The following is a 21308-nucleotide window of genomic DNA, read 5'->3' as shown; positions in this document are numbered from 1 at the left end:
CAATGGTTAATCGGGGTGACTTAGGTACATTAATAGTCGTTATGGAAAATAAAATGTATAACAAGGGTAAATCTACCTTCTTGTTGCTGTTAGCCGTTGGACTGGTTGGCTGTTCAAGTGCGCCTGATGAAGCAGTAACAGGACAAGAAACAAATCAAACGACTTCTGATGTGTATGACCCGTTGGAAGGCTTTAACCGAACCATGTGGGAACTCAACTACGAATATTTAGATCCGTATTTGGTTCGTCCTGTATCACTTGCGTATGTAGAATACACGCCAGTTCCTATTCGTTCTGGTATCGCTAACTTCTTATCGAACTTAGATGAGCCAGCAAGCATGGTTAATAACTTAATCATGGGTAATGGTACGAAAGCCGTGGACCACTTTAACCGTTTTTGGATTAACTCGACGTTCGGTATTTTCGGTTTATTCGATATTGCAAGTGCCGCGGGTATTACGAAGTACGACGAGAAAGCGTTCAGTGATGCAGTAGGCCACTATGGTGTTGGAAATGGTCCTTACTTCATGGTTCCAGGTTATGGTCCGTATACCTTACGTGAAGTGACAGATACCGTAGATAGTACGTATTTACCCCTCTCTTATCTCAACTTCTGGGCGAGTTTGGGTAAGTGGGCGTTTGAAGGAATGGAGAAGCGTGCTTTATTAGTACCGCAAGAAGCGCAGCTAGACTCGTCGCCGGATCCATATATTCTAACTCGCGATGTTTATATCCAGCGTCAAAACTTTAAAGCAGAAGTTGAAACGGTAGAAGAAGTTAACATCGAAGAAGAAGAGTATTTAGATGAATATCTAGAAGACTTTTAAGCGTTGTTCTTCACAATAGAGAAATGAAAAAAGGCTTAGCTGATACTAAGCCTTTTTTGTATTTTGCAGCTTGGTTAGAAACGGTAGTTTGCTTGAACACCGATTAGCCAAACATTACCCGTAGTTTCGCCTACAAATTGGCCGCCGACTTGTTCTGCAGTGTCGTCTGACTTGTAACCACGAGACTCAACGATTGGTGCGTCTTTCGCAAAAATATAGGTGAAGCCAGCGTCTAGGCTGAAGTCTTTCGTCCAATCGTACGTTGCGCCAATACTTAGCCAAGTGCGGTCAGTTTCTGGAATAGTGATCGTACGGTTTTTGTCGCTTACCGCTGAAGTATCGTATGCAATACCAGTGCGTAGCGCTAGCTTAGGATCAAGCTGGTAAGTGGCACCAACGGCAAAGCGATAGTTGTCTTCCCAGTTTTCTACTTTAACCATATGCGTGCCAGCAGTATCTAGACGTGCTTCCAATTTCTCGAAAGAGCTCCAATCCGTCCAGTTAACGCTTGCGTGTAATGCAAGTTGGTCTGTTACTTGGTGGAAGCTTGCCAACTCAGCCGTTGCAGGCAGGTTTAGATACATGTAGCCGTTGTCGCGTTCAGAAGTACCGAAGCCAAAACCAAGACCTTCAGCATGGCCTTCAAGCTTCAGTTCAACTTCAGATTTGTACGCGAAGCCGATACGGTTATTTTCATTGATCTGCCATGCTGTACCAACTTGCCAGCCCCAAGCGGTATCGTCACCTTCCATGTATTTTAGAGCGGTACCTTGAGGAACACTGATTGGTTGATTAGTTTCAGGATTTAACCCTACAACGTTATTCTTAGGAGCTGCTGCGCCAAAGCTGCCTTCGCCGATGATGTAACGGATACCACCACCAACGCTGATTGATTCATTGACTTTGTAAGCTGCGTTCAAGTTCGCTTCCATTGTCGTTACGCTTGCTTCGTTACCGAAGTGCGAGGCACCAAAGCCTTTACCTAAATCGGTTTCCATGCCGTAGTTGGTGCCAAATGCCAAACCAATCGCGAATTTCTCATTATATTGGTGTGATAGGTAGAAGTTTGGAATGATTGCATCATGTGCGAAGTCATCTGAAGATGCAGAAGAAGTGCTACCGTGGAAGTTTACATCACCTTCAATATCAATATTTGGGTTCACATAGATTGCACCAACGGACACTTGAGTGCCTTCCAAATAAGTTAGCATTGCTGGGTTACGCCATTGTGCACTTGCGTTGTCAGCCATTGCAGCTTCACCAGCATATGCTCGACCTAGGCCTGTTGCAGAATATTCAGCAAGTTGGAAACCTGCTGCGTTAGCCATGCCCGTTGCGCCAAGTAGGCTTAATGCCACTGCTGTTGATAGAAGAGTCTTGTTGGTTTTCATTCGAATGTTCGCTGATTTGTTTATAACGTGGGACAAAAGTTTAAAGGTAGAGTTTTTACTTTAGAAATGAAAATCCAGCATAAGTAGTCATTTGGAATATTATGCTTTCAAGTGTTGATTGGGTGGTTTAATTATCTAACTGTGAAAGGCTTGTAAACGGAATTCAGCGAACAGCTGTGCGTCCTAATTGTGAGATTTAGATACACGTGTTCACTCAAATTGAGTGGGCAATAAATCGCAGATATGAAAAAAGGCTGGAAATCCAGCCTTTTATATAAAGTATTTTTCTACTAACTAACAGCGAAGCGTTTAGAAGCTACGGCTGTATTGTAAGCCGAATAGAATAGCATCAGCGCGTGTTGTTGCTGACAAGCTCGAGATATTTTGAGGGCTTTGAGCGTCACTTGGGTTGTACATTGGGTTAGGTGTTGATTCATTTACCTCAACATCTTTACCCATTAGGTACGTAAAGCCAAAGTCGACATTTGATTTACTATCAATGTGATAAGTAAAGCCGGTAGAGAACCATTGGCGATCTGAGTCAGGAACGGAAACAGACGTTAAGTCAGCTTGGGCGCTCGTGTCGTACATGTAACCAGCACGAAGTGTCCAGTTATTACTTAGGTAATATGTACCACCAATCGAGTAGTGCCAACCATCTTGCCACTGGTACTGTTTATCGTACGATGAGCCAAGAGGAGAGCCTTTTAAGTTAGAGAATTCAATTTGATCGAAAGTTTCCCAGCCAATGTATTGGATGCTGTAGTGTACAGCAAACTTAGTGTCTTGAATTTTGTGGAAGCCGGAGAACTCGGCCATATCTGGTAAAGGTAGTGTGATTTTTTGACCTTTATCGTCTTTTGCTTCCATTTCTGGACTATGACGGTATGCAAGACCAAATCGATTGTTTTCATCTAGCTCGTACACAGTACCAACATTGAAACCTACAGCCCAACCATCAGCTTCGTCTACATCGACGAGTGTGCCTATTGCAGCATGTTCACGCTTCATTGTACCTTGGCCGTAGATTAAATCTAAACCAGCACCAAAGCTCCATTGTTCATTGAGACGGTAAGAACCTGCAAGGCCAAAGTTTACGCTCTTAACATCAGTTAAGCCGCCATATTCTTTTGCCGCAAAGCTATTGTCGAATTCTGTTTTAGTACCGAAATTAGAGTATGCGTTTACGCCCCATGCAAACTTGTCATTTACAGGAACGATTAGATGAATGTTCGGTGCAATAGAAGTATCGCCAGCGTCGTCATAGTTTGAGTCGACAGGCTTGAACAGTGTTGGTGCTACTTGGCACGTTGAACCACAATATTTCGCATCTTTCACTTCAATCATTGAAGTAATGCTTTCGAAACCTAGCGAAAGTTCCATTTTATCAAACAGAGCCATTGCTGCTGGGTTACGAGCCATTACTGCTGCATTATCTGCGATTACTGCATCACCAGCAAATGCACGGCCGATGCCAGTTGCTGATTGAGCGTTGATTTGGAAACCCGCTGCCATCGATTGACCTGAGGCAAAAGCTACCGTTACTGCTAGGAGAGTCTTTTTAAACAGACGCGTGTTCTGAGTCATTTGTTTTTCCTTATTAGATTCGTCTCTTTGGACGATAAATTGAGCTTTTTCTCAGTGGCGCAGATAGTAGTATCAATAATTGCTTGGACAAATCCGACCATTGGATAAAATTGAATAAAAATTGCAGAAATGATGTCTAAAAGACGGGAAATTGCACTTAAAATGCATAATTTAGAGTTTAAGCTCTAAATGGTATAGCGATGGTGAATGTTTTGCGTTCTATTTATACAAAAATGCCGCTAAATAAGATCATTTAGCGGCATTTAACCTTTTGAAGGCTGGAAATCGTCGAAGTTGTTACATCGGCTTAATCATTGATGCAAGAGTCGTAGCGAGCGCATCAATATTTTCACCTTCTTCCCCGACTAAAATCAGGCTTGAACTCCCGACGGGCTGAACGATTCCGGTCATGCCATCCTTATTAAAGTCGGTACTTTGTTCGCTTGGAATACCAGTAATAAATAACGTTACTTTACCTTTTGGACCTTGGAACACCATATGCACCGCATTGGATTCACCAAAACCGCAGTGGTTTAGGTAGTAAACGTGATATGGAAAGTTTTCACTAAACTGGTAATGAAATGGCGACATTTTCGCATTAATTTGCGAGCTCGGTACATCCTCATCAAGATGACGAACAAACGGTTCTTCATGAATAACGTGTTTCATCGCGGTATCCGCTAAACTGGCTTGTGCTGGAGACACCAAAACATTTCCCCAGTTTACTTGGCCAACTAATAACCCTGCGGTGAACGCAATAGAAGCGGCAAGTGCCATTGCTTTGCGGACAAAGTTTGGTCTTACGACCTTCTCTTCATCAAGTGCACTCGACGTCTGGCTAAATAAAATCTTATCTGCGAGATCTTCGGGTACATCCACATTCATGGCTTGTTTAATTTTTACATCGAGATCCAAAACGTCATCAACAAACTTATTGTTGGCGTCGCTACCAGCTAAAGCTTGCAGAATCTCTTCATCCTTTTGTTTTGGATCCGACAAAATACGACGACGAAATTCTAAATCATCCATTCTTTTGTCCTCTCTTGGTATCTTGAGAATCCAACATCTCTTTAAGTTGATTACGAGCGCGAAATAGTCGAGTCATCACTGTGTTTTTATTTAAATCAAGAATGTCACCAATTTCTTCTCCACTGAAACCACCAACAACTTGGAGAAATAAAGGCTCACGGTATTCAACATCGAGCTTCATGATCTGTGCCTGCAGCCATTCTTGCTGATGATGTGGTTCATCGCTGACTTTAGCATCATTGCCGTAATCATCGATATCAACTAAATCAAATTGTTTACGTTCGAAGCGGCGCGCATTTTCTCGTCTCAATATTGTGATGAGCCAAGACTTGGCAGCTTTTTCGTCCTGGAGGCTATCGAGTGACTTCCAAGCTCTAAGACAGGTTTCCTGAACTAGATCTTCCGCGACCGCTTTATCTTTGCACAACCAATATGCGTAGCGGTACAAGTCACGATGATACCCTCGGACGAGCGCTTCGTATTTTCTTTGCTTGTCCATATCAGAGTTGACCGGACTGTTGGAATTTTTCTTTCCAAACATTTTTAATATGGCCACAGGAGCCTCCATCCTCGCTCTGTGAGTTTCTTATTTGTTCTGAGCATGACTTTACTTGCTTCATCGCCTAGCGGTTTTGGTTGCAGGATTTGTCATGCAACCCCTTTGACACAATAAGCCATGTGGTTACCTAAAAGTGTATACGCAAATGTCAGATATCATCGAACACGAATTGATATATATTGTTAACAATATCATCATTAGTAATCAATGGCTTGGATAAGTTCACTCGATGGAGCATTAAAAGGGACTTCTGATGGTGGATTCTTGAATTGTTTTGAATCAATAATCGCTTTAGGTGAGCTTAAAACTCGTAAAATCACTATAAAATTGATCTATTTCAAAATATCAAGCAGTGAAGGGGTTATAGTACACCTTGTCATCTCGTTAGTCATTGCGACTAACATGTTGAGCAAGATGACACTTCCTTTTGAAGGCTGACTTTACTTTCTCCTAATCAGGAAACTGATTACTTTTCAATTGGCGTAAGTTAATTGTTTTATAGATATTCCGACCACACAGTTATGTGTGGTTTTTTTTTGCTTCGATTTTACTTTCCGTATACCTCTTACCGTTTTAACTCTCTATAGTTAACCATTAGTAATCGCATAAGAATCAAAGAAGTAGAGTAATTGAACTACTTGCTTCACGTTTATTTAAACGCATGTTTGATAAATTTAACAAATTCATTACAATGCATCAGGTCAGACCTCTTGTATTTAAGGAGAAACAATGGGCAAGCAGGAAGTAAAAACACGCAATGGTGAGCGTGTCGCTATTGTCGCGGGGCTTCGAACTCCCTTTGCTCGTCAAAGCACGGAATTTAGCCAAGTGCCAGCGGTCGATTTAGGGAAAATGGTAGTAAGCGAAATGCTTGCTCGAACAGATATTGATCCGAAGCTAATCGAACAAGTGGTATTTGGACAAGTAGTACAAATGCCTGAAGCGCCAAACATCGCACGAGAAATCGTGTTAGGCACCGGTATGAACATCCATACTGATGCTTACAGTGTGACTCGAGCGTGTGCAACGAGTTTTCAAGCGGCAGTTAATGTCGCAGAAAGCATCATGGCGGGAACCATCGATATTGGTATTGCTGGCGGTGCAGACTCTTCTTCCGTCCTGCCTATTGGCGTATCAAAGAAATTGGCCGCTAATCTGCTTGCTCTTAGTAAGACAAAAACAATGGGTCAGAAGCTTAGTATACTCAAAAACTTGAGCTTTAAAGACCTGATGCCAGTGCCACCAGCAGTAGCAGAGTACTCTACGGGTTTATCCATGGGACAAACTGCAGAGCAAATGGCTAAAACACATGGTATTTCTCGCGCAGAACAGGATGCGCTTGCACATCGTTCTCATACGCTGGCTTCTCAAGCTTGGAAAGAAGGAAAAATCCAAGATGAAGTGATGACGGCTTTCCCTGAACCATACAAAAAGTGGATTTCGGAAGACAACAATATCCGTCATGACTCAACGGTTGAGGGATACGCGAAATTGCGACCTGCGTTTGATCGTCAGTATGGCAGTGTTACGGCTGCGAACAGTACGCCATTGACTGATGGTGGTGCGGCAGTGATGTTGATGCGAGAAGGTAAAGCGAAAGAGCTCGGAATGGAGATTCTTGGTTACATCCGAGGTTATGCATTCTCTGCTATCGGCGTGGAAAAGGACATGCTGATGGGGCCGACTTATGCCACAGCGAAAGTGCTTGAAAATACAGGCTTGGAACTGTCAGACCTGACGTTGATCGACATGCACGAGGCCTTTGCTGCTCAAGCATTGGCGAATGTGAAGATGTTTGCTTCCGATAAGTTTGCTCAAGAAAACCTTGGTCGCTCAAAAGCGATTGGTGAAATTGATATGGATAAGTTCAACGTGCTTGGCGGATCAATTGCTTATGGTCACCCATTTGCTGCGACTGGTGCGCGTATGATGACGCAAACCCTACGAGAGCTAAAACGCCGTGGCGGTGGTATTGCATTGAATACCGCATGTGCTGCTGGTGGTCTTGGTGCGGCAATGATTCTGGAGGTTGAGTAATGAGCGAGCAAAAAGCATTTAGTCTAAAGGTTGATGAGCAAAATATTGCTTGGTTAGCCATCGATGTTCCTAATGAAAAAATGAATACGCTGCAGGCGGCTTTTGCTGACGAAATGAAAGAAATTTTTGCTCAGCTAAAAGACTCCAGTGGTATTAAAGGGATGATCATCCACTCCCTAAAACCGGACAATTTTGTTGCGGGCGCAGATGTTAGAATGCTAGAAGCATGCACCACAGCAAGTGAAGCGGAAGCCTTAGCAAGGCAGGGTCAGGAGTTGTTCCAGCAGCTATCGGACTTACCGTATCCTGTCGTTGCGGCCATTCATGGCCCATGTTTGGGCGGTGGTTTAGAACTGGCTCTTGCATGTGATTATCGTGTTTGTACGGATTCTGACAAAACGCGTTTAGGTCTGCCAGAAGTACAACTTGGTTTATTGCCAGGTTCTGGTGGTACTCAGCGTCTGCCACGTTTGATTGGCCTGTTATCATCGTTGGACTTGATCCTGACGGGCAAACAACTTCGTGCGAAGAAAGCTAAAAAACTGGGCGTTGTGGACGCCTGTGTGCCTGACACCATTTTGCTCGACGTAGCAAAACAGTTTATCGACAAAGGTAAAAACAAGGGCACGAAAAAGCTATCGACGAAAGAAAAGGTGATGTCTGGTAGCGGGCTAGGGCGCAAGTTTGTATTTGAGCAAGCTGCGAAGAAAACGAATCAAAAAACTCGCGGTAACTATCCAGCAACGGTTGCAATTCTAGAAGTTATTCAACATGGCTTAGAGAAAGGCTTCGCTAAAGGTCAAGAACTTGAAGCGAAGCGCTTCGGTGAGCTTGTGATGAGCTCAGAGTCAAAAGCGCTCCGTTCGATCTTCTTTGCCACAACAGAAATGAAGAAAGAAAATGGCACGGATGCGAAACCAGCACCAGTTCATAAAGTTGGTGTGCTTGGTGGTGGTCTGATGGGCGCCGGAATCAGCCATGTGTCTGTTGCAAAAGCAAAAGTACCTGTTCGCATCAAAGACGTTAGCAACGATGGCGTTTTAAATGCGCTCAACTACAACTACAAGTTGTTTGAGAAACAGCGCAAACGTCGCATTCTATCCAAGGCCGATCTGCAAGCGAAAATGCTGCAACTGTCTGGTGGTGTCGATTTTACCAGTTTTAATCATATTGATGTCGTAATTGAAGCCGTTTTTGAAGACTTAGATCTTAAGCAAAAAATGGTGGCGGACATTGAAGCAAACGCTAAGACAGAAACTATCTTTGCGACCAATACTTCTTCGTTGCCTATCCACAAAATTGCAGAAAAAGCAGAGCGTCCAGAAAACGTAGTTGGTTTGCATTACTTCAGCCCAGTAGAAAAAATGCCTTTGGTGGAAGTGATTCCGCATGAAACGACGTCAGATGAAACCGTTTCAACAGTTGTTGCACTTGCTAAGAAGCAAGGTAAAACCCCGATCGTAGTGAAAGACAAAGCGGGCTTTTACGTGAACCGCATTCTTGCGCCATACATGAACGAAGCGGCGCATATTTTGTTGGCTAACGAACCGATCGAAAAGATTGATACGGCGTTGCTTGACTTTGGTTTCCCTGTCGGCCCGATTACCTTACTGGATGAAGTCGGTGTCGACATTGGCGCGAAAATTATGCCGATTCTGGTTAATGAGTTAGGTGACCGATTCAAAGGCCCGGATGTGTTTGATATCTTGTTAAATGATGGACGTAAAGGACGCAAGAGTGGTAAGGGCTTTTACACTTACAAGGGCAAGAAGAAAGATGTCGACAAATCGATTTACAAACTGCTTAAGCTCGACCCTGAATCTAAGCTAAGCGATAACGATATTGCGTTGCGCTGTGTGCTGCCAATGCTGAATGAAGCGGTACGTTGTTTGGATGATGGCATCATTCGCTCGCCACGTGACGGTGATATTGGCGCGATATTTGGTATTGGTTTCCCACCGTTCTTGGGTGGTCCGTTCCGTTACATGGACCAATTTGGCATTAAAGAGCTCGTAGAGAAAATGAATGAGTTTGCATCGAAGTATGGCGATCGTTACGCGCCATGTGATGGTTTGCTTACTCGAGCTGGTGAAGGGACAACGTTCTATTAAACGTTGCTTCGGTAGAGAAAAAGGCTTGCCAGTGGCAAGCCTTTTTCATAAAGAAGAAATGGTTACTTCTTCTTGTCTTTCTTATCTTTATTGTGGCCTTTACCTGGGTTGTCGTCCCCGTGAACGCTGCTGTTACCTTTTTTGTCTTTATCATTCCACTGCTTTGAAGAGCAATCATCTGATTTGATGGATACATTGTCTCCGCTAAGGCGCACACAGTCGTCACTTAATTCGAAGCCATCGCCTTTGACTGAGATTTCAGCGTGAGCAGATGCCAATGGCAGTATAAGAGCCACTAGTAAAAGTGCTTTTTTCATGATTACCTCATTAAGTTATTTTTAGTGCGGTAATTAGAGATAAGCCGCAATGGCGTAATTTCAATTTTCTGCCAATTATGGTGCCGATTCAATCTATGAGACCGACAACCTCATGGGTTTGTAGGTACATTCTAGTAATCGACAATTTTATTTCTGCGCAACTAGATCACCCCAAGCCGCAATCTTTTGGCCGAAGTTGGAACTCTTCAATCGATCCTATTTCTTGTCCTAGATGGATGCGCGGAGCCTCCGAATGCGCTTGACCTTGAGAGTGCATGATCAAACGATTTGCAGTACGAGGTTTCAATTCGTTCACAACGAAGCGAATCATGTCTGCGCGCGTCAGCTTCTTCAACTCCGCCAGTACCTTGTCACGTTGGTTAAACTCAGTGTCCTTATTTCCTATCGCAACCCAAAGACGTTGAGCCCGTCCTCGAAGTGTGGTGTCCGGCGTTGCTATTTGGTTCCACAAGCCGCGCTTACTGCTGTGCCATTGGTAATCGTTTAACTCTAACAGCACCATATAAAAGGCATTTAAAAACTCATCGATTGAGGTAACCAGCTCGGCCGGTGCTGCATTAGGTGACTGCACATACAGTACAATACCAGGGTGACGATTTAGCGGCATATTGCCAGTGCCTACCATGTAACCTAATTGCTGCTTGGTACGGATTTCATGGAAAAACGTTGCCGACATAAGGTGATTGGCCAATGAGTATAGCGCGATACTACGAGGCTCAATATCCTCGCACTGGTGGTAAATAACGACCGCGGAATCTTGCTGGTTACAATGCACCTCACGTTGAAAACTGCCATTTTTACCTAGCATAATGAGCGGACGAAGTGCCTCTTCATAACGTTGCTCGTTAACTCTTAGAGCATCCTTCAAGGTCGTAGCCATGTCATGGGCTTGCTGGCGTTGCCAGTCTCCGTAAACAAACATTTCAACGTGCAGTTCTGCAAGAATGGATTCTACGAATACCGAGAGTTCATCGACTTCGATTTCTTCTAGCGCTTCGACTAAGGTTGCGAAAGGCGGGTTATTGGGTTGAAGTAACCCAGTAAGTGCGTTAAACAGCTGCGAAATAGGGCGATCTTGTGAAGCATTTCTCCAGTTTCGTAACAGTTGTTGTTTGATGGTTTCAAAGCGAGCAGGGCTGAAATCTCGAGAAGCAAAACGGTGCAGAATCATTTCCAGCAACTGAGGCAGCTTTTGACTGAACCCAGAGAGGGTTAAGGTCACGCCACCTTGGTGAGCGTACATGTTGTAACCCATCCCTGCGATTTCTGCTTGATAGGTTTCTTTTGCTAGCGAATCGAGGAACATCTCTACACATAAGCGCGTTTTGACGATGTTCTTTGGTGATGCAACGGCATGAGAGCTGTCGATAGCGACATAAACGACACCTTTAGGCACGCGAAATTCGTCATCTTGCAAATGCCACAGCCGAAACCCTTCGAGATCCTCAATCAACTCTGGCAGCGAGTCACCATTTTCGAGTGGCATGGGGTCGAGGTCGTAGCAAATATAAGGGTTCTTTTTCGGTAAGACGAATTGCCAGCTTGGATCGATTTGTTGATAGAAACGACGTTGGTCTTCACTAAAAGGCGTGACGGAGTAGGGGGTAAAGTACCATTCGGCAGTACGGTTGTATTCCAGGCCTTTAGCAATCAAAGTGACGCGTACATTATCGATGGTTAAGTATCGCAGCAATGAACGCTGTAACTCCTCATCGTAGCCCGCCATTTTGTAGTCACCATAAACCGTGTCTTCCGGTTGATAGTGCTGCATGTTGATCACCAGATGGCTGACGAGATCCATTGGGCGCGATGGCTCTTGGAAGCGAAAAGCCGATTCTAATACCGCTTGTTTTTCGAGATAGCGCCATTCATCTAACCCGTCTTGTTTGATCATCGAGAGGTATTGAAAAACTGCTTGAACGATATCATCAACATGATCTAAGCCGTTTGGCGTCAGGGTGCAGCTTACGGTAAAGTCTCGGTAGTTACTGCCACTCGCGCCGCCGCCCGCTGAGAGAGAAGTAATCCAGCCTTTTTCTTTGAGTTGAAGCATCAAACTGCCTTCTCCTTCATAACCCAACAGGTGAGCAAAGTAGGAGAGTGGCTTCACGCTATAATGCGCATCCATTCCCGGCATGGGGAATATGAGAATCAGTTTACGGAACTCTTTGAGCGGCTCGACTTGAACCAAAATGCCCGTGCTTTCCTCAGTGCCTATCGGTACATCAATCGATTTTCCACGAAGGCGGTGATTTGGGATGTCGGCAAACATGGTTTCTACCCAAGCTTGCTGTTCATCGAGCGACTGTGGCCCAAATAGAGTCAGTGTCATCAAATCGGCGGAATACTGAGAGTGGTGAAACTCTACAATTTCGTCGCGGATGGATTTACCATCTCGGTCGCCAAGAGTATCTAAGTTTCCGACAGAGAATTTTGAAAACGGGTGCTCTGGATTGATGACTTCTTTGTTAACTTGATACAGGCGACGAGAATCATCATTAAGTTTGAGCTTGTATTCGGAGTCGACAGCCTGTCGCTCTTTGTCTAATGCTTCTTCGTTAAACAAAGGTGCGGTAAAGAATTGGCTAAATCGATCTAAGGTACTTTCAAAGGCATTTGGAGCAATATTGAAAAAGAAACAAGTGTGCTCTGTACCAGTCCAAGCGTTGTTTGTTCCACCGTGTTGGCTAATATAGCTTTGAAACTCGCCCACTTTAGGGTATTTTTCCGTACCCAAAAAAAGCATGTGTTCTAAATAGTGTGCCAGACCTTGGCGATCGTTTGGGTCGTCGAAGTGTCCAACGTTCACTGCCAGAGCAGCTGCCGACTGTTGAGCTGTATCGGAATGAATCAGCAGTACACGCAGTTCATTGCTCAAGGTAATGTAGCGGTATTGATTTGAATCGTTAGGACTTAGATGCACGATGCGTCTCCAGATTTCGCATTACAGTAATTTAGGCTCCCCTCGCGGGGGGCGCAAAGTTTGCGTTTCGACAAATACTGCTTGCCGTATTTTTGTTATTCGTAGACTTCTGCACAGGCCCATCGCGTTTGCGTATGGGTAAGAACTGTTTGAGTGAATGCTCTGAACTCATTGCACAGTTAAATAGTGTGATGAACTGAGTACATTCTTTTAATAGATTGTTAAGAAAGTCGCTATCTTTAACAAGCGAATTGGTATAATGAACAGATAATTATATCAGTATTTTTGTTTCGTCATTGTTAAAGTTAGCCCCGTCTATCTAATAAAGATAGCAGTCAACCTTTTGGTAGCGTTAGCTATCCCTAGGAAATAACATGAAAATATTCATCATGCGTCACGGTGAAGCCGAGCATTTTGCAGATTCAGACGCAGCACGACAATTGACCCCAAGAGGCAGAGTCGAATCAGAAGCGGTTGCGAGAGCCTGTAAAGAACAGGGTTTTGCGCAATTCGATAAAGTGTTGGTGAGTCCGTACATTAGAGCTCAACAAACTTGGCAAGAGATCAGTGCGTATTTCTCTGCAAAAAGCATTGAAACTTGTGAAGATATTACACCTTATGGCCAGTCCGAGCATGTCTTCGATTTCGCAAGTGCATTAATCGAAGTCGAACAATTGGACTCGCTTTTGTTCGTATCGCATTTGCCTTTGGTCGGTTATCTGACTTCAGAGTTTGTAAAAGACATGACACCACCGATGTTTCCTACATCAGGGCTAGTGTGCATTGAATATGATTTACAAACACAAAATGGTGAAGTGCTTTGGCATATTACGCCATAAGTGTCTAAACCAAAATAAGCGTTTGCAAATTAGAGACAGAATAAGAAAGGCAGGAGATCCCTGCCTTTTCGTTTCGTCGTGTCTACAGCAAGCCTGTTACTTTTCAGGAATAGAAAGCAACACTAACAACGCACCATCACCACCAAATTCTAGTGGCGCTTGGTGAAAAGCCATAACGTCAGGATGCTGTGCTAACCAAAGTGGGGCTTTCTGTTTCAGGATGTGTTTCCCAATACCATGTTGCACACACGCACAATGAATCTCGTTTTTGATGCAATAGGCTATCATCGCACCAAGCTCGCGTTTTGCTTCTTGCTGTGTCATGCCGTGCATATCGAGGAACACGTCCGGTACATACACGCCACGACGTAGACGTTTGACTTCATAAGTGGAGACGTCGTCACGTGCATAACGAGTTGGACCTTCATCGTTTAATAGAGGGACAAACTCGTCTGAAAAGTAAAATTCAGAGTCACTCGCTTCACGGTTGGAGCGCTTGATTTCTTTTTGCTTAGTATTTTTTTTTGGTTGCTGGATTATGGTATCCTGTCGCAACTTTTTTACGCCCTGTACTGCTTCCTGAAACAAGGCGAAATCGTCATCGTTCTCGGTGTCTTTTTTGCTCATTAGGTAAACAATTTCATTAATAAACTTTATTGGCAGTATTGTAGCGCTTTTCGGAGGCAATTTTGGATAAGATTTTTGTAGAAGAAGCGGTATCGGAACTGCATACCCTTCAAGATATGATTCGTTGGACGGTAAGCCGCTTTAATGCAGCGAACCTGTTTTACGGTCATGGTACTGATAATGCGTGGGATGAAGCTGTTCAGCTTATCCTGCCAACCTTATACTTGCCGATTGATGTGCCTCCGCACGTATTGAACTCTCGCCTAACGACAAGCGAGCGTCTGCGTATTGTTGAGCGCGTAGTAAAACGCATCAACGAGCGTACGCCAACAGCATACCTAACAAACAAAGCATGGTTCTGCGGTCTTGAGTTCTTCGTCGATGAGCGTGTACTTGTGCCACGTTCTCCTATCGGCGAATTGATTCAAGCGGAATTCCAACCTTGGTTGGTGGAAGAACCTACGCGCATCATGGACCTATGTACGGGTTCTGGTTGTATCGCGATTGCTTGTGCGCACGCTTTCCCTGAAGCAGAAGTGGATGCGATCGACATCTCTACAGATGCTCTACAAGTGGCTGAGCAAAACGTACAAGATCACGGCATGGAGCAGCAAGTGTTCCCAATTCGCTCTGATTTGTTCCGTGATCTTCCAAAAGAGAAATACAATCTAATCGTGTCTAACCCACCATATGTGGATGAAGAAGACATGAACAGCCTGCCAGATGAGTTCACGCATGAGCCTGAGCTTGGTTTAGCTGCGGGTACGGATGGTCTAAAACTAGTGCGTCGTATTCTTGCTAACGCGCCAGATTATCTAACAGATAACGGCATTCTTATTTGTGAAGTTGGCAACTCAATGATTCATATGATGGAACAGTACCCAGAGATTCCATTTACTTGGATTGAGTTCGAGAACGGCGGTCATGGCGTATTTATGCTAACGCGTGACCAGCTGGTTGAGTGTGCAGAAGAGTTTAAACTGTACAAAGACTAATAGAGTCTTGCACTAAACATCAAAACACCGAGCTTTATGCTCGGTGTTTTTTTTATGCATACCTCGCCTATATTAACTCTTTACATCAAAACGTAATAAAGCCACTATGAATCCACGAAGAATTGGAAAGCAGCTATGCTCTGTTTTGAGAGAGCGTGGCGATAAAAAACTTGAGGAAGTAATGGCAGGAAACAGTATCGGACAACATTTCCGAGTGACGACATTCGGGGAAAGTCACGGTATCGCACTGGGATGTATCGTAGACGGATGTCCTCCGGGGTTGGAAATTACAGAAGCAGATCTACAAATCGATCTCGACCGCCGTCGTCCAGGCACATCACGTTACACCACACAACGTCGTGAACCGGATGAAGTTAAAATTCTTTCTGGCGTTTTTGAAGGCAAAACCACGGGCACATCGATCGGTTTGCTAATTGAAAACACCGATCAGCGCTCAAAAGACTACTCTGACATCAAAGATAAGTTCAGACCGGGTCATGCTGATTACACTTACCACCAAAAATACGGCATCCGCGACTATCGCGGTGGCGGCCGTTCTTCAGCTCGTGAAACCGCAATGCGTGTGGCGGCTGGTGCAATCGCGAAGAAATACTTAAAAGATGAGTTTGGTGTTGAGATTCGTGCTTACTTGTCACAAATGGGTGATGTATCTATCGACAAGGTAGATTGGAGCGAAATCGAGAACAATGCATTCTTCTGCCCTGATGCTGACAAAGTAGAAGCATTTGACCAACTTATCCGTGACCTGAAAAAAGAAGGCGACTCTATTGGCGCAAAAATCCAGGTTGTGGCAACTAACGTGCCTGTTGGTCTCGGGGAACCCGTATTTGACCGTCTGGATGCAGACATCGCGCACGCACTAATGAGCATCAACGCGGTGAAAGGCGTAGAAATCGGAGACGGTTTCGAGGTGGTAAACCAAAAAGGCAGTCAGCACCGTGATACGCTTGCTCCTGAAGGTTTTGGTAGTAATCATGCGGGTGGCATTCTTGGTGGTATCTCGACTGGTCAAGACATTGTCGCTAACATTGCGCTTAAGCCAACATCAAGTATCACTGTGCCGGGTGAGACCATCACAAAAGAAGGTGAACCAACTCAGTTGATCACCAAAGGTCGTCATGACCCATGTGTGGGTATTCGTGCTGTGCCTATCGCAGAAGCGATGCTGGCAATTGTGGTGATGGATCATTTACTACGCCACCGTGGTCAAAACCATGGCGTACAAACCGAGACTCCAAAGATTTAAGAGCTTTGTGTCATTCCAGCGAGCTATAGCGAGACTAGGAATCTAATTTCAGCACGATGAAAAGAGAAAGAAACATCTCTGACAACAGAGTGCTCGGATAATAGATCCTGAATCATGCTCCTTCGTCGCTGTTCAGGATGACTGAATATAAAATTATGCCACTCACTGAATCGCGGGTGGCACAATTTTATCAGGCAAACTTTTTTGTTTAAGTAGTTTTTGCTTAATGGAGTGAGCCTTCGGTTTCCAAATGGAAAGAAGGCAGACGCCACTTAAAGCGCACTGCAGCCATACGCAGCATGTAACCAGTAACCAGTGTAATGATCGTGGCAGTGACATCGGGAACATTGAATTCTAATAGCGCTAAGTACATTCCTGATGCGATAAGAGCGACAGAAGCGTAAAGCTCTTCATGCAGTACCAATGGTGTTTGGCGACAGATTAAGTCACGAAGTAGCCCACCGAATACACCCGTTACTAACGCTGAAACCATACAAATACCAGGGTGCAAGCCCATGCCCATCGCAATTTTTGTTCCGATGATACTAAACACGATTAAACCTAATGCATCGAGGCGAATGAACAGACCTTTCAGCTTAATCACCCATTTCGCTAAACCTGTTGTTAGCACACCTGCAACACACGTAATTGCAAGGAACTCTGGGTTTTTTACCCAACCAAGAGGGTAGTGGCCTAATAGAATGTCACGTACGGTGCCACCACCAATGGCCGTTGCGCTGGCCACCAACATAACACCAAACCAGTCCATCTTTCTTCTACCAGCACTTAACGCACCTGTCATGGCTTCAGCCGTGATACCAATGATATACAACACACTTAGCAACATAGGGAAACACTCAACGTAAAAAGTCACTACGTTCTACGAGAATCAGCGTAGGCGAAGTAACAACACTTACAAACGGTTCTATCTCTCTTAAAAAGTGATTAAAACCAGCAACATGCTTGTAATCAAACGGCTTAAAAATAGCGGTTTGAACGGCATCAAAATAAGGCGAGAGTGTAGTGGTAAATAAGTACGCTGACGAATGAGAAATTGTATGGAGAAAGCGACCTTCAGATAAATTCAACTAATAACCAAAAATGTGGGGTTGCCTTTACCTCATAGCTAAAAACAGCGACAATATGCAGCGCATGTCAAACTGAAGTACAAACTCGACGATGACCCACGAATACCAAGACTTAATCACCATTTTTAATGACACCTTTTTAGAACAATTTAATACGAAATTAGAGTTAGGTGGTGATGAGCCTATTTATCTTCCTGCTGATGATGAACACCCTCATCATCGGATTATTTTTGCTCGGGGTTTTTACGCCTCTGCTTTACACGAGATTTCGCATTGGTGTGTGGCTGGTCCAGAGCGTCGTTTGCTGGAAGATTTTGGCTATTGGTATGAACCCGATGGGCGAACAGCAGAAGTTCAAGCGGAGTTTGAGAAAGTTGAAGTGCGACCTCAAGCTTATGAATGGATTCTGGCACAAAGCGCTGGCTTCCCTTTTACGGTGAGTTGTGACAATCTACACGGCGATTTTGAACCAGATAGGCTCGGCTTTATGAAAAAAGTGCATAAAGAAGTGCTAGGTATTTTGGACGTTGGCTTGCCTTTGCGAGTGAAAATGCTTTCTGATGCCCTGCGCGCATTTTATCAAACTAAGCCACTGGAAGCGTCGGACTTTTGCGTTAAATAACCACTAATAACCTCAGAGATACACCATGATTATTGAATTTGAAGAAAAACTACTGGAACTGATTGATGCTCGAATTGAAACAGCATCTGACGATGAATTGTTTGCTGGTGGTTATTTACGTGGTCACATCTCTTTATCCGCGGCGTCTTGTGAAGAAGAAGGGATTAGCGATATTACTGAGCTGAAGTCACGCATTGAGAGCAGCTTAGAAGATGCGCGTACCGAGTTAAGCCCGGCCGATCGCGTGATTGTCAGTGATTTGTGGCAAGAGCTCCAGGCTCAGGCTTAATCCCCAAGCAGCGTTTTCCCTTTATTTAATCCTAGTCATTTACTACTTCGAAAAATTCGAACCTCTCCATAAAATTTTTGTGGTTGTAGCGAAACAGTTCAACTTTTATTCTGATCAGCATAAAACGTGAACAAAGGATTACAACCATGAAAATTGTCGCATTTGGTGCATCTACCAGCTCTACCTCAATCAACAAACTACTTGCTACATACGCAGCAAACCAAGTCGAAGGCGCTCAAGTGAATGTTCTAGACTTAAACGATTATCAAGCGCCAATGTTTAGCGAGGACAAAGAGAAAGAAATAGGTCAAGCTGAAGGGGCTGTCGCGTTTTTACGTGACTTGGCGGAGGCTGACGCTCTCGTTGTTTCCTTCGCAGAGCACAACGGTTCGTACCCAGCGGCCTATAAAAACTTGTTCGATTGGGCGACGCGCATTGAGCGTAATGTATTTCAAAACAAACCTGTCGTTTATTTAGCAACTTCCCCAGGTCCCGGTGGTGCACAAAGTGTTCTTGCGGCGGCGACAGGTTCTGCACAATTTTTTGGCGCGGATGTAAAGGCATCGTTATCTGTGCCGAGCTTCTACGAAAATTTTGACGTGGAATCGGGTAAGGTTGTAAACCCAGAAGTGGCAGAGCAAGTGAAACAGGCAGTTGCACTGCTGAAGTAATCTCAGTACGAGCGACTTAATGAGTTAGCGATTCCCGACATGTATCTGTGTCGGGAATTAAAACGAGAGAATACTCTTACAGCTCGGTAATGGCTTTGCCTTTTCTTAGTTTACGAACCCACATTCGACTTGGGTGAAGTTCGGTCAATACATCAACCGGTAATGGCAGCGGGTCCCCACAGATCTGGGAGGCCAACACTTCAGCTAATAATGGTGCAGAGCTCAGTCCACGAGATCCTAAACCTAAGAAGCAGAATAAGTTAGGGTACTGATGAATGGTTTCTACCTCTTCTGCTTTTTGATTTTGTAAGTTGGCGTATTGCGTTTTGATCGTCTCAAAGTCACCCACATTCCCGACAAATGGTAAATGATCCCGGCTAACACAACGAATACCTTGGCGAGATTGATTACCAGTGATATCTACCTCTTTTGCCCATGTTTGATTCGGTACACATTTCACTAGCTTTTCCGCATTATCTTTTTGGGCGTTTTCATCAAATTCGTAGTCAAGGTGACTGCGGTCGTAGCTTGCACCGATACACAAGTGTTGATTACTTGGGTTAACAGGTGTCATGTAACCGTCGTAACACAACACCGTTTTCAGCTGACTCAGCGTTTCGGTTGCTGGCGCATGACTGACTTGTCCTTTCACCTGCCCCATTGGGAGGGAAGCGGTTTGACTCAATGCCTGAAACTCATGGCCGTTCGCAATCACAACCGTTGAGTGCTCAAATGTTTGACCACTCGCCGTTAGTAGCCAGAGCTGACGTTTTTCATCCCAATCTAATGCCTCAATATGGTGTTCAAACTTCGTTGAGAGTAACGACGTCTGCTCCAATTGTTTGATTAACCCACGAGTTAACTCGGCAGGGCACAGCCACCCTCCCATTGGGTAGTGCACAGACGCCATATCAATAGGTAACCCGATAGTGTTCGCAGTTTCCTCGGCGGACAGCTTTTGAATGAGCTCTGGAGTGAAGTTACCCGCAAGCATTTTCTCCAGTTTGTCTGTGGATTTGTCATCCCACATCAACTGAGTTACGCCACACCAGTCATGATCAAAATCGATCTCTTGTGCTGCTTGTTCAACAAACTGACGTGCGAACAAAAATGCAGGAGCAAACACTCGTGAAACGCCAGTATGGGGACCGTTCAACAATGGATACACGGCCCCTTGACGATTACCCGACGCTCCTTTGGCTGGTTGTTTGTCTTTACAGTAAAGGGTGACGTTTTGGCCACGACGAACTAACGTTTTCGCTAACGCCACGCTGGCTATACCACCACCAATGATGGCAATCGAATCAAGATTGCTAGATGCTGTGCGATTGAACCAAGGGAGATGGTTCGACTGCTTTTCACGTTGCTCCATAGAGCCGGCGATCATTTCTCGTTTAGTGCCGAAACCTTTCACCTTTTTCATTGTAAAGCCAGCTTCGTTCAAACCACGACGTACAAAGCCTGCTGCGGTAAACGTGGCAACTGTACAATCTTGCTTGGCTAGCTTTGCCATGTTGTTGAACAGGCCTTGGTTCCACATCTCTGGGTTTTTGCTTGGCGCGAATCCATCTAAGAACCAAGCATCAATCAAACCTTGTTCGTTGTATGGGACTTGCGGCATGCAGTCTTTAATGTCACCAAACCAAAGGTCGAGTGTGATTGCACCGTCTTCTAAAACAATGCGATGACACTCCGGCACAGCGGCAGGATAGTGCTTTTGTAACTTTTCCGCGTACTCAGCTAGCTCAGGCCAAGCTTCATGCGCCTTCTTTAAATCGGCTTTGCTTAATGGGTATTTTTCAAAGCTAATAAAATGCAGCTCTTTCAATGTTGCGTCCGGATGCTGACGACGAAACTCACTAAACCACTGGCATACTGCTAAGAAGTTTAATCCCGTGCCAAATCCTGTTTCACCAATGACAAAACGTCTTTGGTCAAATTCCTGCCATCTTTCTGGGAGATGATTTTGTTTTAAGAAAACGTAGCGTGTCTCTTCAAGACCGTTTACGTTAGAGAAGTAAACATCATCAAATTGGTCTGAAACCGGAGTACCAGCTTCGTTCCAACCAAGTTCTGCGTTTTTTATTGAAGTCATAATGGTGCAAATT

Annotated in this window: 18 protein-coding genes; 9 read left to right on the top strand and 9 right to left on the bottom strand. The window is 44.5% G+C overall.

Features of this window, described 5'->3' with window-relative positions:
- Positions 1-53: 53 nt before the first annotated feature.
- On the top strand, positions 54-827 hold the full coding sequence (locus R7127_RS19565; RefSeq protein ID WP_005380523.1) for a VacJ family lipoprotein: 774 nt from the start codon (positions 54-56) through the stop codon (positions 825-827).
- A gap of 74 nt (positions 828-901) precedes the next feature.
- Here R7127_RS19565 and R7127_RS19560 read toward each other — a convergent pair whose 3' ends face one another.
- The 4 genes from R7127_RS19560 to R7127_RS19545 all read right to left on the bottom strand — a co-directional run bounded on the left by R7127_RS19560 (position 902) and on the right by R7127_RS19545 (position 5402).
- Complete coding sequence (locus tag R7127_RS19560) at positions 902-2218, bottom strand: outer membrane protein transport protein (protein WP_042522518.1); 1317 nt, start codon at positions 2216-2218, stop codon at positions 902-904.
- A gap of 309 nt (positions 2219-2527) precedes the next feature.
- Positions 2528-3805, bottom strand: coding sequence for an outer membrane protein transport protein (locus tag R7127_RS19555; RefSeq protein WP_149192451.1), 1278 nt, complete (start codon positions 3803-3805; stop codon positions 2528-2530).
- 297 nt (positions 3806-4102) lie between these two features.
- Entirely contained in the window at positions 4103-4834 is a 732-nt protein-coding gene (locus R7127_RS19550; protein WP_025767180.1) for a DUF3379 domain-containing protein, read from the bottom strand.
- Positions 4827-5402: a sigma-70 family RNA polymerase sigma factor gene (locus R7127_RS19545; protein ID WP_033907378.1), complete on the bottom strand. Its 576-nt coding sequence runs from the start codon at positions 5400-5402 to the stop codon at positions 4827-4829. The genes R7127_RS19550 and R7127_RS19545 overlap by 8 nt, the downstream gene beginning before the upstream one ends.
- Positions 5403-6122: 720 nt before the next feature.
- Between R7127_RS19545 and fadI the strand changes: the two genes are divergently transcribed.
- Both fadI and fadJ read left to right on the top strand, forming a co-directional pair.
- Entirely contained in the window at positions 6123-7430 is a 1308-nt protein-coding gene (gene fadI, locus R7127_RS19540) for an acetyl-CoA C-acyltransferase FadI (protein ID WP_005384447.1), read from the top strand.
- Positions 7430-9541: a fatty acid oxidation complex subunit alpha FadJ gene (gene fadJ / locus R7127_RS19535; protein WP_172563529.1), complete on the top strand. Its 2112-nt coding sequence runs from the start codon at positions 7430-7432 to the stop codon at positions 9539-9541. Before fadI ends, fadJ begins: the two co-directional genes overlap by 1 nt.
- A 62-nt stretch (positions 9542-9603) precedes the next feature.
- Here fadJ and R7127_RS19530 read toward each other — a convergent pair whose 3' ends face one another.
- On the bottom strand, positions 9604-9858 hold the full coding sequence (locus R7127_RS19530; RefSeq protein ID WP_005384444.1) for a hypothetical protein: 255 nt from the start codon (positions 9856-9858) through the stop codon (positions 9604-9606).
- Between the two features lie 166 nt (positions 9859-10024).
- A complete protein-coding gene (locus tag R7127_RS19525; RefSeq protein ID WP_318142065.1) occupies positions 10025-12802 on the bottom strand; it encodes an insulinase family protein in 2778 nt (925 codons plus the stop codon).
- Positions 12803-13176: 374 nt separating this feature from the next.
- Here R7127_RS19525 and sixA point away from each other — a divergent pair, with 374 nt between their 5' ends.
- Entirely contained in the window at positions 13177-13641 is a 465-nt protein-coding gene (gene sixA, locus R7127_RS19520) for a phosphohistidine phosphatase SixA (RefSeq protein WP_005380537.1), read from the top strand.
- A gap of 96 nt (positions 13642-13737) precedes the next feature.
- Here the strand turns inward: sixA and smrB are convergent, their stop codons facing one another.
- Positions 13738-14268, bottom strand: coding sequence for an endonuclease SmrB (gene smrB / locus R7127_RS19515; protein WP_005380539.1), 531 nt, complete (start codon positions 14266-14268; stop codon positions 13738-13740).
- Between the two features lie 62 nt (positions 14269-14330).
- On the opposite strand from smrB, the gene prmB reads away from it, so the two are divergent.
- Entirely contained in the window at positions 14331-15263 is a 933-nt protein-coding gene (prmB, locus tag R7127_RS19510) for a 50S ribosomal protein L3 N(5)-glutamine methyltransferase (RefSeq protein ID WP_005380541.1), read from the top strand.
- 181 nt (positions 15264-15444) lie between these two features.
- Positions 15445-16530, top strand: a complete 1086-nt coding sequence (gene aroC, locus R7127_RS19505) for a chorismate synthase (protein ID WP_054575363.1) — start codon at positions 15445-15447, stop codon at positions 16528-16530.
- Between the two features lie 223 nt (positions 16531-16753).
- On the opposite strand, the gene R7127_RS19500 is transcribed toward aroC, so the two are convergent.
- Entirely contained in the window at positions 16754-17377 is a 624-nt protein-coding gene (locus R7127_RS19500) for a trimeric intracellular cation channel family protein (RefSeq protein WP_054575362.1), read from the bottom strand.
- Between the two features lie 332 nt (positions 17378-17709).
- Here R7127_RS19500 and R7127_RS19495 point away from each other — a divergent pair, with 332 nt between their 5' ends.
- The 3 genes from R7127_RS19495 (at position 17710) to R7127_RS19485 (ending at position 19200) form a co-directional block, all read left to right on the top strand.
- Positions 17710-18240 carry an elongation factor P hydroxylase gene (locus R7127_RS19495; RefSeq protein ID WP_005380546.1) on the top strand — a complete coding sequence of 177 codons (531 nt, stop codon included), beginning with the start codon at positions 17710-17712 and terminating at the stop codon, positions 18238-18240.
- 25 nt (positions 18241-18265) lie between these two features.
- Positions 18266-18529 (top strand): YfcL family protein, encoded by a 264-nt coding sequence (locus tag R7127_RS19490; protein ID WP_005380548.1) that lies wholly within the window; start codon positions 18266-18268, stop codon positions 18527-18529.
- A 146-nt stretch (positions 18530-18675) separates the two neighbouring features.
- Positions 18676-19200: an NADPH-dependent FMN reductase gene (locus tag R7127_RS19485; RefSeq protein WP_005380552.1), complete on the top strand. Its 525-nt coding sequence runs from the start codon at positions 18676-18678 to the stop codon at positions 19198-19200.
- A gap of 76 nt (positions 19201-19276) precedes the next feature.
- Here R7127_RS19485 and mnmC read toward each other — a convergent pair whose 3' ends face one another.
- Positions 19277-21295 (bottom strand): bifunctional tRNA (5-methylaminomethyl-2-thiouridine)(34)-methyltransferase MnmD/FAD-dependent 5-carboxymethylaminomethyl-2-thiouridine(34) oxidoreductase MnmC, encoded by a 2019-nt coding sequence (gene mnmC / locus R7127_RS19480; protein WP_172563530.1) that lies wholly within the window; start codon positions 21293-21295, stop codon positions 19277-19279.
- Positions 21296-21308 lie beyond the last annotated feature (13 nt).

Source organism: Vibrio sp. 1159, assembly GCF_033340395.1.
Lineage (GTDB): Bacteria > Pseudomonadota > Gammaproteobacteria > Enterobacterales > Vibrionaceae > Vibrio > Vibrio alginolyticus.
The sequence above is the reverse complement of the archived record's forward strand: the minus strand, read 5'-3'. Positions and strand labels throughout refer to the sequence as shown.